The following is a 14642-nucleotide window of genomic DNA, read 5'->3' on the forward strand; positions in this document are numbered from 1 at the left end:
GAGTTCACAAAGAAGGCAGTTTTTCTGTTCTTTCTATTGATTTAACGCTGTTTCTCGTTTATAATAACAGTAAAAGTTGACATTGAACTGATGTCAGATTTATCAGGAGGTATCTGTTATGTCCGCTATGGAACAATATCGTTTTACGCTGCGCATCCACCCGCTGATCATGGAAAAGATGAAATATATTGCAGAAACAAACGGGCGCTCTGTGAATAAAGAAATTGAACAGATCCTGAAGTGGGTCATCGACGACTTTGAAAACAAACGGGGCCGCATCCATATCGATGAAGTGGACCAGCCCGGTTTCCGCGGCACCCGCACCAACCGGGAGGAGCTCCGCCGTCTGGAAGAGCAGGCCAAGATGCGGAACCGTCCCATCAGTTCGGCGTTGTTCAAGATAAAATAGCAGGGACTGACCCAGATTTTGGTATGAAAAAAGGCACACGTTGTGTGCCTTTTTTATTTGGCTTTCAGTCCGCAGGATTATTATCAGACCCCCACAGACAAAAATTAAGGGAAACCGCGGCTGCGCAGTTTCCCTTTTGTTTGCGAGGTGAGTGTTCAATAAGCCGAGTTCTGTTCCGACAAGCGGTGGCAATCATTTATCTATTCCTGCGATTACTCGCAAGATACAGCGACACAACCCGGAAGGTTCAGCGGGCCGCTTCATCCCTTCCCTATTTGGTCTTACTCCGAATGGGGTTTACCAAGCCAAGTAATTACTTACTTGCTGGTGCGCTCTTACCGCACCGTTCCACCCTTACCAGATAAATCTGGCGGTACACTTTTCTGTGGCACTATCCCTAAGGTTTCCCTCGCCGGACGTTATCCGGCATTCCGCCCTATGGAGCTCGGACTTTCCTCACCGTCTTAATTTCTTGCGAAATAGACGCCGCGATTGCCTTTCACACTCACGTGAGTATCGTAGCACAAGGTATTTTGCTTGTCAAGGCTGTTTGAATGATTTCAAAGTTTCGCCATTATTTTATTTCAGCATCAGGTAACGTTTCATCATGTTGTTATATTCCCAGGCCGACTTGCTGTCTTTCACATCAAACTGGTTCATGATGGAGTTCACTTCATCCGCATAATGAACGATGAACGCTTCTTTGGTAGCGCAGGCCATGGGCGATCCTTTTTCCTGATCCCCGTGGTGGGACAGGATCACATGCTCCAGCTGCTGCAGTGCCGTGGAGGGAATCTTTAATTCCAGAGCCGCTTCCCGTACCATCAGCACCGACATGGTGATGTGTCCCAGCAACCGGCCTTCCGTGGTATAGGGAAAGCCCAGGCCGGACGAAATCTCCTTCACCTTGCCGATGTCATGGAGCAAGGCCCCCGCCGCGATCAGGTCTCTGTCGGCGCCTCCGATTACGTCCGCCATGGCAATGGCCAGTTCGGTCACGTCCACAGAATGCTGCAACAGGCCGCCCAGATACGCATGGTGCATCTTCATCCCCGCCGGGTTTTTGCAGAATTCCTCATAAAACTTACCGCTGAAGATCTTTTTCAGCAATGTGCGAAGGCTGGGAGTCTTCACTCCGTTGACCAGCGTATCCAGTTTATTTTTGTACACTTCCATGTCAAACCCGCCCGTGGGCACCAGGTTGGATATGTCGTCCTCCGGCATGATGTTGTCCAGTTTCTGGATCACCACCTGCAGGGCCAGCGTGGAAGAATATTTCACAATATCCACCGGGCCGGAGATCATGAACGCTTTGGGCGCGTCCAAATCGCGCAGCCGGTTCACGATATCCCGTTCAAACGCGATGAACTGGATCTTGCCGCTGTTATCTTCAACCGTGCCTCGGGCGAACACGCCGCCGTTGGAAGAATTACCTACCTTTTGCAGGCGTAGCAGCACCGCCTGGGTGATCCGTTCCCCTGCCTTTATATTCTCAATCATTGGTATCGCCTCTTTACCTTTATAAAGTTAACGGCTTACGCAGGACGTTAAAGCCGGTTCTTGCAGATGTATCTTTGTATTCCCTTACCGCGAACGGTTCAATCAGATTAAACGATACTGATTAAAATATCTGCAGCAGCTTTGTTTCTTTCGCTACCAGCACCTTCGCGGTATACCCGTCCCGGCTCAGGCGCAGAGCCAGCCGATCGGCCAGTTCGTTCACCACAGGAAGTTCCGTTGCCTGGTGGGTCGCGTCAATCACGTTGATGCCTTTTCCCCGGGCATCCTGCGCGTCGTGATATTTTACATCGCCTGTCACGTACGTATCCGCCCCGGCCCGGACCGCATAATCCAGAAAATCCATGCCGCTGCCGCCACAGACGGCGACTTTCTGTACCGGACGCCCTGCCGGGATCACGGTAACATGCTGCAGTTTCAGTACACGCTTCACGGTTTCGGCAAACGCCTCCAACTCCATTTCTTCACTTAATACACCGATCCGGCCGATGCCTTCCAGTGTTTCTGCATCAGCAAGCCCTTCCACGTTTTCCAGCTCCAGCAGGTTTGCCAGCACATCGTTCACCCCGCCGGCCGCGCTGTCCAGATTGGTATGGGCGCTGTACACTGCAATGTCATGCCGGGCGGCTTCCAGCAGCAGTGCCGTACGCCAGTCCCGGTCAGTGAGCTGTTTCACACCGTGGAAGATAGCCGGATGGTGTGTTACGATAATATCCGCGTGAAGCTGCACCGCCTGTTCCAGCACTTCGGCGGAAAAGTCCAGCGCGCATAAAATAATCTTTACTTCTTTATCGTTATGCCCTACCTGCAGCCCCACGTTATCCCAGTCTTCCGCCAGCCGCGGAGGGGCCATTTCATTCAGTATCCTGACAATATCCTTAATCGCAATAAACATGGTTTCCCTTTCAAATTCCAGTCACGGGTCCCCGGCATCCGGCTCCGGGTTTTCCATCATTCCGAGAAGTTTTTCCAGTGTTTTATATTTTTCACTTTCCATGGCTGCCGGGCTGCGTCTCATCTGTTGTAAGAGAAAACGGTAACGGGATACTTTTTCCATGTAATATTCCTGCCAAAGCGCCGGCTTTTCATTTATCAGGCAGGGCCCCAGTTCCCGTTCCGGCAACGAAAGCGTCTGCTTCTCAACAGCATGCAGCGCTTTTATGATAACATAAATATGACCGTTCTCCTTGCAGAGGCGCTCCTCCGCAATCCGATAACCGTGGTCACACAACCACTGGCGCAACAGCCCTGCCGCGTTCATGGGCTGCAGGATAAAAGCATTTACCGTTTTGCAGATATCCGGGCTTTCATCCAGAATCGCAGCAATGGTTGCCCCGCCCATCCCGGCAATGACAATGGCCTCCGCTTCGTTGGCATTCAGTCCCTGCAACCCCGGCGCAGTGCGGACATCCATGACCTGCTGCAGTCCGTATTTATCTCTGGTTTCCCTTGCGGCCTCACAGGGGCCCTCAGCAATGTCCGAAGCAATCACGTATTTACACTGTTCTGTCAATAGCAGATACGCCGGCACATAGCCGTGGTCCGTACCGATATCTGCTGCCGTATGGCAGGGGGGCACCATGGACGCAACGGTTTTCAGGCGTTCACTGATCTGTAACATTTCTATCTCCATCTACCCTGCACTCAGTCATATAAATAATTATACCTGCATTCGTTTTGTGAGGCAAGGCTTATGCAAAGGCTTCACAAAGAATTTTCAGGTACGCTCTTTCCTGTTGTAAGCAGTGAAGGGTACGGTAAAAAAGGCAAAATTAAAACGGTCTGCCTGTATGGCAGACCGTTAAGGGCACAGAACTTATTTTTTCGCTTTTTTAGCTTTTGCTTTTTTAGCCGGTTTAACATTAACAGCATCTTTGAACGCTTTGCCAGCTTTGAAAGCAGGAACCGTAGCGGCAGCAATCTTGATTGCAGCGCCGGTACGCGGGTTTTTGCCGGTACGGGCAGCACGGTCGCGGGCTTCAAACGTACCAAAACCGATTAACTGTACTTTGCCTTTTTTGGCAACTTCTGCTACAACAGATTCTGTAATAGCCTTTAATGCTTTTTCAACATCTTTCTGAGATAATCCGGATGCTGCAGCAGCTGCTACGATAAGTTCTTTTTTGTTCATCGTAAAAACTCCTTTGCAAAAATATTTTTCAGATGCCGGATTTCTTTGCATCTATGTTAATAATAACAGTGTTTATCAGTGTTTGCAAGCCTTTAGACAAAAAAAATCCCATTTTTTAACATTTTTTCAAGATTTTTTTAGAAAAGACCTGTTATCAGGACGGATTCACCGGAAAAGGAAGCTTTTCGGATAAGAAAAAAAGCTAAAATCAGGATTATTATCATAATTTCTTGACACTGCCCTTAAGTTCGGGTAAAATAAATATTGTTGAAAAACAGGGGCCCGTAGCTCAGCTGGTCAGAGCCGGCGGCTCATAACCGCTTGGTCGGGGGTTCGAATCCCTCCGGGCCCACCAATCCGGATAACAAAACCCGCTTCCGAATCACTTCGGAAGCGGGTTGTTTTTTTATGCTGTTTATTCTGTTACGGCAACGGCCGGAATCAGTCTGCCACAAAATCACGCAGCTGGGTACAACGCTTGCTGCTGCTGCGCAGTCTGCGCAGGGCTTTGGCTTCGATCTGGCGGATGCGTTCGCGTGTTACGCCAAAATGCTGGCCTACCTCTTCCAGTGTCCGCTGCCGGCCGTCCTTCAGGCCGAACCGCAGTTCCAGCACTTCCCGTTCGCGGCTGCTTAACGTGCTTAACACTTCGTTCAGCTTTTCACGCAACAGGGCAAAGGACGCGGCGTCAGCCGGGGCCGGGGCGTCATGGTCTTCGATGAAGTCGCCCAGATGGGAATCTTCTTCTTCGCCGATGGGTGTCTCCAGGGAAACCGGTTCCTGGGCAATCTTCATGATTTCCCGTACCCGGTCTTCCGTGGTCTCCATCAGTTCCGCGATCTCCCGCGGAGTCGGTTCCCGTCCCAGTTCCTGCAGCAGCTGCCGGGATACACGGATCAGTTTGTTAATGGTCTCAACCATATGCACCGGAATGCGGATCGTCCGTGCCTGGTCCGCAATCGCGCGGGTGATCGCCTGACGGATCCACCAGGTTGCGTAGGTACTGAATTTAAAACCTTTATTATAATCAAATTTTTCAACCGCTTTAATCAGGCCCAGGTTTCCTTCCTGGATCAGATCCAGGAACAGCATGCCGCGGCCAACATAGCGTTTGGCAATACTCACCACCAGACGGAGGTTTGCTTCTGACAGGCACTTCTTCGCTTCATCTCCCTGGCGTTTGACCTCTTTCAGCAATTCAGCGAAAACGGTTTTGATTTCTTCCAGACGCTGCGCATTCTTTTTATCTGAACGGTACACTTTGCTTTTGGGACTGATCGTTTCCAGGCGTACTTTCAGCCACGCGGAAGACGCTTCGATCAGCTGGCTGATTTCTGCCAGGTTATGCGGTTCGGGTCCGTTGTCCTCTTCCCGTTCGGGGCATTCTTTATCCCAGTCTGTGCACTTCAGTTTTTCTTCTTCCAACAGACCCATCAGGCGGAGCCGTTCATTTTTTGTGAACTGGACAGTATCCGCTGCAAAATCGGCGACAGTATATTTTTCCCCGTTGTCGCGTTTATCCTCAAACTTCCGGAACGCAACAGGGATCGAACGCATGTCGGTAATCGCCTGTTCAGCAGCCAGCAGACCGTTCAGCTTTTCAAAGGACTCTTCAAATTCCTTTTTGGTCTTGAATCTTAACGGCTCCTCCGTATTTTTCCGGGCCGCTTCCATCCGTTCGATCTGTTTGCTCTTGTCCATACGCTTGGCAAGTTCCACTTCGTCTTCGCTCTGCAGCAGGGGAACACGCCCGATCTCTTTCAGGTACATGCGCACCGGGTCGTCGATGCTGATGCCGTCCGGTACGGTCATGGAAGAAGCAATCTCGGCTTCGGTAATTTCTTCGGATTCCTTTTCTACGTCTTCGTCTTCCGCCGGAGGCAGCAGATCGTCCTCTTCTTCATCCTGCGGATACAGAATGGTGATGCCTTTATTCTGCAAATACTCCATCATAAAGTCGATGGCTTCCGGGGTATTGACCGAAGCAGGCAATATATCATTCACTTCACTGTCCTGCAGGAAGTTCCCGTTGGCTTTGCCCCTGTTTTCCAGCTCCAGCAGTTTTTCCACAGGGAAACCCGCCGGCATCATGGCCAGCAGTTCTTCTCCGGCTTCTAATACCAGCTGCGACGTTTCCGGCGTCTCTTCTTTCGGTTTATCGCTCTTTGCCGCTTCTTTTTTTGTCTTATTTTTTGGCGTGCTCTTTTTGGACGTGCTTTTATCTTCCGAAGCACTCGTTTCGGGCGCACGAATCCCTGTATCGGCGTTAACCGTTTCTTTTGCAGAAGACTTCTTTGCGGCTTTCTTCTTTTCCGGCTTAGGTTCTGCAGCCTTCTCTTCCGGTTTCACTTCCGGCTCCGGCTCTTCGGCTTTCTTTTTCGCCTTTGCCTTCGGCTTGGGTTCTGCAGGCTTCTCTTCCGGTTTCACTTCCGGCTCAGGCTCTTCAGCTTTCTTTTTCGCCTTTGCCTTCGGCTTGGGTTCTGCGGCCTTCACTTCCGGTTTTACTTCCGGCTCCGGCTCTTCGGCTTTCTTTTTCGCCTTTGCCTTCGGCTTGGGTTCTGCAGCCTTTTCTTCCTGTTTTACTTCCTGCTCAGGCTCTTCGGCTTTCTTTTTCGCCTTTGCCTTCGGCTTAGGCTCTGCAGATTTTTTTTCAGGTTTTTCCTTCGGTTCAGGTTCTGCAGCCTTCACTTTTGGCTTTGCGTCCGCCTTTTCCTTGGTCTTTTTACCCTCTTCTTTTACAGCCGTCTTCTTACTGTCCTGTCTTTTCTTCTCCGGTACTGCGGTTTCTTTCTTCGCTGCTTTTTCCGGCTTCTTTTTGGATTTTACATCCGCTGCAGCGTTCTCAACAGCTGCCTTTTTCTTTTTGCCATCCTTCTTTACAGCGGTTTTCGGTTCCGCGGCCACCGTTTCTTCTGCCAGTTCCATATTCAGTTTTTTGTTTGATTTCTTTTTGTCAGCTGCCATACAGATTAGTAATCTTCCCTCTTAATTCATTACATATTTTCAACTCTTCCACGTACCTCGGATCGTTCATGCCTGCATAGGTTTCTGCAAGCCGCCGGTGGTCCTCATAGGCACGCTGCAGAAAACTCTGCTGCATCAAACGGACACAGTCATCCGCAATCCGCGTCCGGCTTTCTTCATCCGGTGCAAAATCTTCCCCGGATAAAATCCTTGCGGTTTCCGCATTGATCTCCGCATCCCCTGCTGCAAACAAGCTTTCTTTGACAGTGGAAAAATCTACATTTCCCAACTCGCAAATTTTTTCATAAATGCTCTGACGGACAGGTGATGCAAAACCAATCTCCTGTAGAACTTCCCTATAGGAATCTATCATGCCCGGATACCGGAAGAATAACAATAACAATTTACTTTCTGCCTGTTCTAATGCGCCGGACAGTTTCCGGACAGGCTGCTCAGGAATCCGGGGGGCCTCACCGTTACGGGAAAAGCGGTTTGCTCTTTTTCGGTATTCCCCCATGATCAGGCCTTCGTCGATGACCAGCTGTTGTGCCAGGAACCGGATATATCCGGCGGCCTCGATCTCGGTCCTGCATTCCTGCAGGTACGGGATTATATTCGACACACATTGTACTTTTCCTGCCAGCTCTGCAACATTATTTTTAGAAATCGTATAACGGATCTGGAATTCCGTACCGTCCCACGCGTTTGCAACAAGGTTTTCAAAAGCGTCCCTGCCAAACTTCCGGACAAAGGCATCCGGGTCCTTTCCCTCCGGTACATTCAGCACCCTGACGGAGAGACCTGCTTTTTTGGCAATGCTGACAGCCCGGACGGCATTGCGCCGGCCCGCGTCGTCGCTGTCGTAGGCGAACACTACGTTTTCCGTTATACGGTGGAGCAGTTTCGCGTGCTGCTCGCTGAAGGCGGTCCCCAAAGAAGCCACCGCCCGGTTGATTCCCGCAGCGTGAAGGCTGATGGCGTCCATATATCCTTCTACTATAATAGCTTCTTTCGCTTCCCGGATTGGTTTGATCGCCACATCCAGGCCGAACAGCGTTTCCCGTTTCTGGAACACGTCGGTTTCCCCGGTATTCAGATACTTGGGCAGGCCGTCGTCCATCACGCGGCCGCCAAACGCAATCACTTTACCCCGCGGATCCTTGATCGGTATCATCACCCGGTTAATGAACACGTCCCTGTATGTACCGTTCTTCACCTTGATCAGCCCGGCCGCTGCAAGCTGCTCCCTGGCACATCCCTTTTTGCTTAAATTGAACTCCAGCGCATGAAAAGACGGCAGGGCAAACCCAAGGGAAAAACGCTCAATGATGGCATCGGTAATACCCCGGTTATGAAAGTAGTCCAGCGCCACGGCGCCGGGCCGGGTCTTATGCAGGCAGGCGGAAAAATAACGGCAGGCCAGGTCATTGACCCGGTACATCTCCCTGCGTTGTTCTTCCCTTTGCACATCCGCCGCCGTCCGGTGCGATTCCGGAACCGGGATATTGGCCCGTCCGGCCAGTGTCTTTACGGCTTCCGGGAAGGTGCTGTTTTCCATCTTCTGTACAAAGGTAAACACATCCCCGCCGGTATGGCAGCCGTAACAGTAGAAGAACTGACGCTCCTTATCTACGCAGAAAGAAGGAGTCTTCTCCCCGTGGAACGGGCAGCATGCCCAGTAATATCGCCCCTTCTTTTGCAGTGATATATAACCGCCAATCACATCGACGATATCGGAGCTGTCTTTTACCTGTCTTTTAAAATCTTCATACTGCTGTTCCATCTCCGGCTCCTTATCATCGAACTTCATTAACTTATTCTCTGTTTCCGAAAAAAATCCTCTTTTTTGTAAAAAAAATACTTGACACTTTAGTTTGTAAAAAAACGGAAGCGACTGAACCTGTTCAGCCGCTTACTTTTTCACGTCCGTTGTCAAGTTACATTGAAGCAATCATGTCGCGCCGGAAACTGTATATGTTCCCTTACTCGCTTATCTTTGGCACAAAATGCTGGTTGAACATCCTGACGGCACTGAGATCTGTCAGGCCTGCCACATAATCCACAATCGCAGTCATTTTCCCGAACCGTTCAAAATTCAGCTTTACCGCCTCCGGCAGCAGATTAGGCTGCGTATCGTACAGATCCAGCAGGCTCAGGATCACATGTTCTGCTTTCTGGTGTTCCTTTTCCAGCGCCGGGCATTCATACACGTACGCAAACATGAAGTCACGGAATTCCTCCACCGCTTCGTCATAGTACGGGTCCAGCATGATCTTATCTTTTCCCGCGGAGCATTCCACGATATTATGCACCAGGATATCCAGGATCTGGGTGGGTTCCGTACCCAGACGCATAGCCACCATGCCCGGCAGCTTGTCCGGCCCCACAAGGCCAACCCGGATCCCGTCATCCAGATCGGAACACAAATAGCAGATACGGTCACACCGCCTGACAATGGCTCCTTCCGGCGTATCCGGCAGTTTTTCACCGGTATGGCATAAGATGGCGTCCTGTACTTCCGTGGTCAGGTTCAGGCCGCGCCCCTGCCGACCGTAATAGGTTACGACCCGGATGCTCTGCTCGTTATGGGCAAAGTGGCCCGTATACTTATTGATGGCCCGCTCCCCTGCATGGCCGAAGGGTGTATGTCCCAGATCATGCCCCAGCGCCGCGGCTTCAATCATGTCTTCATTCAGGCGCAGCGCCCTGCCGATGGTGCGGGAAAGCTGCGAAACTTCCATGCTGTGGGTCAGGCGGGTACGGTAATGATCCCCCGGCGACAGGTAGACCTGAGTCTTATGCTTCAGGGCCCGGAACGCCTTACTGTGGATGATACGGTCCCGGTCCCGCTGGAACGCGGTACGCAGATCATCCTGCGGTTCTTCAGTGAGACGGTGGGACGCTGCGCTCTTGCAGGCCCAGGGCATCAGGTTCTTCTGCTCCAGCCCTTCTGTATATTCACGAACATTCATAATCGGTATTTCTTTGCTCCTTACCGGCGGGCCGCATTGTTTTTATAATAATAGTCCAGAATGATGCCGGCGGTTTCTTCAATGGCACGGTTGGATACATTGATGATCATGCAGTGCACCCGCCGCATGATCCCTTTGGCATAATCCAGTTCTTCGTTGATGCGGTCCACATCCGCGTACTCGGCATCTTCGGAAAGCCCCATGGTCTTCAGGCGGGTCATGCGGATATCTGTCAGCTTGTACGGGTCAATGAGAAGCCCGATGATCTTATGGTGCGGAACCTTGAACAGTTCCGCCGGCGGAACGATCTCCGGCACCAGCGGAACGTTGGCCACCTTCAGCTGCTTATGGGCCAGGTACATGGACAGGGGCGTTTTAGAAGTGCGGGATACGCCGATGATCACAATATCCGCTTTCAGAAGTCCCAGCGGATTCTTGCCATCGTCATACTTAACGGCAAATTCAACTGCCTCCACACGTTTGAAATATTCATGGTCCAGCGCATGGATCAGTCCGGCCTGGTTCTTGGGAAGCAGACCGGAATTCTTCTGGATGGCGCGCAGCATGGGCCCCAGAACGTCAACCACCTGGATCTGCAGTTCCACAGCCCGGTCGGCCAGGTGTTCCCGCAGGCGGGGGTTCACAATGGTATAGCACACCACGGCCCGGTGCCGCGCCGCTTCTTCCAGTGCTTCGTCGATCTGGTCCTTGTTATTGATGTATGGAACCCGGACTATATCAAACTTCGTTTCCGTAAACTGGCTGGTTGTTGCTTTGATCACAGACTCTGCCGTTCCGCCGATAGAATCTGATAACGCATAGATAATCGGATTCGTGCTATCTATGATGACCCACTTCCCTTCCTTCTGCAATGTCTACAAACAGTTTTGTAAAGTTTGTTTTGGTAATACGGCCTACCACTTCATAGTCTTTTTTCTTTTCATCCACACATCTGACAACGGGAAGACTGTCGATCTGATTGTCAATGACTTTGCGTGCGGCGGCAGCGACTGTTGTATCCCCGAACACCATCACCATTTTCGACAGCGGTGTCATGGCCATGACCACAGGTATCGTCTTCATGTCGCCGTTATTATTGGTCGCCAGCTTCAGCAGGTCCTTACGGGAGACCACCCCCACCAGCAGGTTATTCTCATCCACTACGTATACGGAGCCTACATCTGCCACAAACATACTGATAACGGCTTCATATGCGCTTTTCGTGTTCTGGATCACGACCGGCTGGGACTGGATATCGGAAACCACAATATTAGTGACCTCTTCCGTCAGTAAGCCCAGCGTACTTTTGCCGGTAAAGTAATACCCCACTTTCGGACGGGCGTCAATCATACCGCTCATGATCAGGATCGCCAGATCGGAACGCAGCGCCGCCCGCGTTACACTTAACTTATCCGCAATACGCTGTCCGGTGATAGGTCCTTCAACCCGGACGATTTCTGCAATCTGTTTCTGTCTTGACGTTAAGCCCATTTCTTTGTCCTTTCAAGCGTAAACGCTACCCGGTCACTGTACTTCTGAAAACGTGGAATACTGTATATTTTTTGCGTTTCAGGCTACACCTGAAACAATATAGCTGTAATACATCAGACAATTATTATACACTGATTATATTTCTTTTTCCTAATTTTGTAAACTATTAAGATTCATTTCATCCTATATAGAGGATACGTCTAATAGATACGTCAAAACCAAAAACAGTCTGTCTTTAGATTCCCGCCTGTTCCCGTAATGCGGCGGCCTTGTCCGTATGTTCCCAGGGAACGTCAATATCCGTACGGCCCATGTGCCCGTATGCCGCCGTCTGTTTATAAATCGGACGGCGCAGATCCATGCTGCGGATGATGCCGGTGGGGCTCAGGGAGAAGTTTTTCCGTACCAGCTCCGCGATCCTGTCGTCCGCGATCACACCGGTACCAAATGTATCGACTAAAATGGAGACAGGCTGGGCCACGCCGATCGCATATGCCAGCTGGATCTCACAGCGTTTTGCCAGTCCTGCTGCCACAATATTTTTGGCTACATAACGGGCCGCATAGGCTGCAGAACGGTCTACCTTGGAAGGATCCTTACCGCTGAAGGCGCCGCCTCCGTGGCGGGCCATGCCGCCATACGTATCCACGATGATCTTGCGTCCGGTCAGGCCGCTGTCGCCCTGGGGCCCGCCGATTACAAAACGGCCGGTCGGATTAATGAAATATTTGGTGTTCTCGTCCAGCAGTTCCGCAGGCACAACTTCTTTGATAACTTTCTCGATCATGTCCTTGCGGATCTGCTCCTGGGTCGCATCGGGATCGTGCTGTGTGGAAATTACAATGGTATCCACCCGTACCGGTTTTTCATCTTCATACTCTACCGTAACCTGGGTTTTCCCGTCAGGACGGAGATAGGTCAGGGTTTTATTTTTGCGGACTTCGGTCAGACGGCGGGCCAGCTTATGGGCCAGTGAGATCGGAAGCGGCATCAGTTCCGGTGTTTCATCGCAGGCGTACCCGAACATCATGCCCTGGTCGCCGGCGCCGGTTTCATCTTCCGCAGCGGAGCCTTCTTTGGCTTCCAGTGATTTGTTCACACCCATGGCAATATCACCGGACTGTTCGTCAATGGAAATCAGGACGCCGCAGGTGGATCCGTCAAAACCGTATTTCGCCCGGTCATACCCGATGCCCAGCACGGTATCCCTGGCAATTTTGGGAATGTCTACAAAACAGGTAGTGGAAATTTCCCCTACAATATGGATCTGGCCGGTAGCTACTACCGTTTCACAGGCAACCCGCCCTTCCGGGTCTTTTTCTAAAATCGCATCCAGGATCGCGTCAGAGATCTGATCGGCAATCTTATCCGGATGTCCTTCCGTAACAGATTCAGAGGTAAATAATTTGCGCATGTTCGCTTCTCCTTTCAGGCTGTACCCCGGACTACTGGCCTGCCCGGGTATAAATCAACATTCTTTTCATCATTTTTTCTGTTAACAAAAAAAGATGCCCTCGCACACGTGAGAGCATCTGAATCTGCAGAACAGTTCTCATCTTGCGATTTCTCGTAAGGATTTAGCACCGTTTGACAAAGCAATGGTTGCTGCGGCTTCACTGGGCCAGTTCCCTCCGCCGCTCGTGATGAGCTTTATTCAATTATCGGTATTATTATAACAGAAAAATCCTGTAATGCAACCGGTTCACACGAATTTCACACCGTCAGCGGTTCCGTTTTTCCATAACCCGGTCTAACAGGATGGACGCCACTTCATCCTTGGAAAGGATCTGCAGCGCTTCCACCGTTCCATCCGGATATAAAAACTTGACAATGTTGGTGTCCGTATTAAAGCCGGCGCCTTTCAGGGATACATCATTGGCGACGATCATATCCAGATTCTTCTTTTTTACTTTATTGGCCGCATTTTCCAGCAGGTTTTGTGTTTCTGCCGCAAAGCCTACCAGGAACTGCTGTTTCTTCATACCGCCAAGGGTCTTTAAAATATCCGGATTCTGGTCCATCACAATGGTCATCCCGTCTTCCGGATGGATCTTCTTGATTTTCTGGTCCGCTACCGAGCGGGGTTTGAAATCGGCAACCGCCGCCGCTTTGATAACGATATCCGTATCCGGATACACGGCGAGACAGGCATCCAGCATCTGCTTCGTGGTTTCCACGCGCACCACCTTTGCATAGGGCGGCGGCGTCAAGGCGGAAGGCCCGGTGATCAGGGTCACGTCCGCGCCCCGCAGCAACGCCTGCCTGGCAATGGAATATCCCATCTTCCCGCTGCTCCGGTTTCCCACAAAGCGCACCGGGTCAATGGGCTCCCGCGTACCTGCTGCGGTGACCATCACCTTAAGGCCGCGCATATCTCCTTCACGCTGTGCAAGAAAACGTTCCAGATAGGCAATGATCTCCGGCACTTCCGGGAGCCTTCCCGCGCCAGTTGTGCCGCAGGCCAGTTCCCCGCTGCCCGGTTCCATGACCGCTATACCGCGGCCTGCCAGGGTCTTCAGGTTTTCCTGTGTCGCCACGTTTTCATACATACCTGTGTTCATAGCGGGACATACGATTTTCGGACACGGGGCTGCAAGGATCACCGTACTCAGCAGGTCATCCGCCAGCCCGCAGGCCATTTTGGCAAGAATGTTTGCCGTCGCCGGCGCTACCAGCAGCAAATCTCCCCAGTTGGCCAGCGCAATATGCTCTACATTAAATTCATCCCGGCCGTCCCACATGGAAACAGCGCATTTATGTCCGCTGATTTCGGCAAAAAGAAGAGGGGAAACAAATTTTGCCGCATGCTCTGTCATCACGACACGGACCTCTGCCCCCTGTTTACGCAGTTTGCTGACAAGATCGACCGCTTTATAGATAGCGATACCGCCGGTTACCCCAAGTACAATCTTTTTTCCTTTAAGCATATTATTTCTCCGTTATTTTTTGCGGGTGTAGGTTATTTTTCTCTCACCGACTTCTTTCAGCGCGATGCTGACTTCCTTTTCCCCGACTTCTTTTTCTCCCTGGGACTTCCCCGGCTTTGTCAGCTCACGTGCCCGTTTGGCTGCCAGAATCGCCAGGGTGTATTTACTGTCTACCATTTCCGCCAACTTATCGATAGAAGGATCTACCATGCTCATTGTTATCTGCCTCC

General features: G+C 51.2%; 13 protein-coding genes, 1 tRNA gene, 1 other RNA gene, 1 pseudogene and 1 riboswitch. Of the genes and pseudogenes, 2 read left to right on the plus strand and 14 right to left on the minus strand.

The window, feature by feature from the left end; all coding sequences use genetic code 11:
* Nucleotides 1–118 precede the first annotated feature (118 nt).
* The gene (locus ACZOWY_RS01930; protein WP_484392482.1) at nucleotides 119–409 is read left to right on the plus strand and encodes an Arc family DNA-binding protein; all 291 of its coding nucleotides are present in this window, start codon (nucleotides 119–121) and stop codon (nucleotides 407–409) included.
* A 144-nt stretch (nucleotides 410–553) separates the two neighbouring features.
* Here ACZOWY_RS01930 and rnpB read toward each other — a convergent pair.
* The 5 genes from rnpB to ACZOWY_RS01955 form a co-directional block, all read right to left on the minus strand.
* Nucleotides 554–917, minus strand: an RNA gene (gene rnpB / locus ACZOWY_RS01935) — RNase P RNA component class A.
* A gap of 71 nt (nucleotides 918–988) precedes the next feature.
* Nucleotides 989–1909: a 3'-5' exoribonuclease YhaM family protein gene (locus ACZOWY_RS01940; RefSeq protein ID WP_484392483.1), complete on the minus strand. Its 921-nt coding sequence runs from the start codon at nucleotides 1907–1909 to the stop codon at nucleotides 989–991.
* A 121-nt stretch (nucleotides 1910–2030) separates the two neighbouring features.
* Nucleotides 2031–2822: a Nif3-like dinuclear metal center hexameric protein gene (locus tag ACZOWY_RS01945; protein WP_484392484.1), complete on the minus strand. Its 792-nt coding sequence runs from the start codon at nucleotides 2820–2822 to the stop codon at nucleotides 2031–2033.
* A 21-nt stretch (nucleotides 2823–2843) separates the two neighbouring features.
* The gene (locus tag ACZOWY_RS01950; RefSeq protein ID WP_484392485.1) at nucleotides 2844–3548 is read right to left on the minus strand and encodes a tRNA (adenine(22)-N(1))-methyltransferase; all 705 of its coding nucleotides are present in this window, start codon (nucleotides 3546–3548) and stop codon (nucleotides 2844–2846) included.
* 195 nt (nucleotides 3549–3743) lie between these two features.
* Nucleotides 3744–4058, minus strand: a complete 315-nt coding sequence (locus ACZOWY_RS01955; RefSeq protein ID WP_484392486.1) for an HU family DNA-binding protein — start codon at nucleotides 4056–4058, stop codon at nucleotides 3744–3746.
* Nucleotides 4059–4336: 278 nt separating this feature from the next.
* On the opposite strand from ACZOWY_RS01955, the gene ACZOWY_RS01960 reads away from it, so the two are divergent.
* Nucleotides 4337–4413 (plus strand) — tRNA-Ile (locus tag ACZOWY_RS01960).
* A gap of 86 nt (nucleotides 4414–4499) precedes the next feature.
* Here ACZOWY_RS01960 and rpoD read toward each other — a convergent pair.
* From rpoD to rpoZ, 9 genes and pseudogenes are all read right to left on the minus strand, one after another.
* Nucleotides 4500–5732 (minus strand): RNA polymerase sigma factor RpoD, encoded by a 1233-nt coding sequence (rpoD, locus tag ACZOWY_RS01965; protein WP_484392548.1) that lies wholly within the window; start codon nucleotides 5730–5732, stop codon nucleotides 4500–4502.
* Between the two features lie 33 nt (nucleotides 5733–5765).
* Nucleotides 5766–7022, minus strand: a pseudogene (locus ACZOWY_RS01970) (sigma-70 factor domain-containing protein); the annotation flags it as partial.
* Nucleotides 7012–8832: a DNA primase gene (dnaG, locus tag ACZOWY_RS01975; protein ID WP_484392487.1), complete on the minus strand. Its 1821-nt coding sequence runs from the start codon at nucleotides 8830–8832 to the stop codon at nucleotides 7012–7014. The pseudogene ACZOWY_RS01970 and the gene dnaG, both read right to left, overlap by 11 nt.
* Nucleotides 8833–9004: 172 nt before the next feature.
* The gene (locus ACZOWY_RS01980; RefSeq protein ID WP_484392488.1) at nucleotides 9005–9994 is read right to left on the minus strand and encodes an HD domain-containing protein; all 990 of its coding nucleotides are present in this window, start codon (nucleotides 9992–9994) and stop codon (nucleotides 9005–9007) included.
* Between the two features lie 20 nt (nucleotides 9995–10014).
* On the minus strand, nucleotides 10015–10866 hold the full coding sequence (locus ACZOWY_RS01985; RefSeq protein WP_484392489.1) for a pyruvate, water dikinase regulatory protein: 852 nt from the start codon (nucleotides 10864–10866) through the stop codon (nucleotides 10015–10017).
* On the minus strand, nucleotides 10832–11485 hold the full coding sequence (ccpN, locus tag ACZOWY_RS01990) for a transcriptional regulator CcpN (RefSeq protein WP_484392490.1): 654 nt from the start codon (nucleotides 11483–11485) through the stop codon (nucleotides 10832–10834). The genes ACZOWY_RS01985 and ccpN overlap by 35 nt, the downstream gene beginning before the upstream one ends.
* A gap of 235 nt (nucleotides 11486–11720) precedes the next feature.
* A complete protein-coding gene (metK, locus tag ACZOWY_RS01995) occupies nucleotides 11721–12899 on the minus strand; it encodes a methionine adenosyltransferase (protein WP_484392491.1) in 1179 nt (392 codons plus the stop codon).
* A gap of 135 nt (nucleotides 12900–13034) precedes the next feature.
* A riboswitch (SAM riboswitch) is annotated at nucleotides 13035–13135 on the minus strand.
* A 71-nt stretch (nucleotides 13136–13206) separates the two neighbouring features.
* On the minus strand, nucleotides 13207–14412 hold the full coding sequence (coaBC, locus tag ACZOWY_RS02000; protein WP_484392492.1) for a bifunctional phosphopantothenoylcysteine decarboxylase/phosphopantothenate--cysteine ligase CoaBC: 1206 nt from the start codon (nucleotides 14410–14412) through the stop codon (nucleotides 13207–13209).
* Between the two features lie 12 nt (nucleotides 14413–14424).
* Nucleotides 14425–14622: a DNA-directed RNA polymerase subunit omega gene (rpoZ, locus tag ACZOWY_RS02005; protein ID WP_484392549.1), complete on the minus strand. Its 198-nt coding sequence runs from the start codon at nucleotides 14620–14622 to the stop codon at nucleotides 14425–14427.
* Between the last annotated feature and the right edge of the window lie 20 nt (nucleotides 14623–14642).

Source organism: Succiniclasticum sp. (genome assembly GCF_056977735.1).

Coding starts and splice junctions, on each gene's coding strand:
- rpoZ (WP_484392549.1), bottom strand. CDS start 14,622: ATGGTAGATCCTTCTATCGATAAGTTGGCGGAAATGGTAGACAGTAAA.
- ACZOWY_RS01930 (WP_484392482.1), top strand. CDS start 119: ATGTCCGCTATGGAACAATATCGTTTTACGCTGCGCATCCACCCGCTG.
- rpoD (WP_484392548.1), bottom strand. CDS start 5,732: ATGGAAGCGGCCCGGAAAAATACGGAGGAGCCGTTAAGATTCAAGACC.
- ACZOWY_RS01950 (WP_484392485.1), bottom strand. CDS start 3,548: ATGTTACAGATCAGTGAACGCCTGAAAACCGTTGCGTCCATGGTGCCC.
- ACZOWY_RS01980 (WP_484392488.1), bottom strand. CDS start 9,994: ATGAATGTTCGTGAATATACAGAAGGGCTGGAGCAGAAGAACCTGATG.
- ACZOWY_RS01955 (WP_484392486.1), bottom strand. CDS start 4,058: ATGAACAAAAAAGAACTTATCGTAGCAGCTGCTGCAGCATCCGGATTA.
- ACZOWY_RS01945 (WP_484392484.1), bottom strand. CDS start 2,822: ATGTTTATTGCGATTAAGGATATTGTCAGGATACTGAATGAAATGGCC.
- metK (WP_484392491.1), bottom strand. CDS start 12,899: ATGCGCAAATTATTTACCTCTGAATCTGTTACGGAAGGACATCCGGAT.
- coaBC (WP_484392492.1), bottom strand. CDS start 14,412: ATGCTTAAAGGAAAAAAGATTGTACTTGGGGTAACCGGCGGTATCGCT.
- ccpN (WP_484392490.1), bottom strand. CDS start 11,485: ATGGGCTTAACGTCAAGACAGAAACAGATTGCAGAAATCGTCCGGGTT.
- ACZOWY_RS01940 (WP_484392483.1), bottom strand. CDS start 1,909: ATGATTGAGAATATAAAGGCAGGGGAACGGATCACCCAGGCGGTGCTG.
- dnaG (WP_484392487.1), bottom strand. CDS start 8,832: ATGAAGTTCGATGATAAGGAGCCGGAGATGGAACAGCAGTATGAAGAT.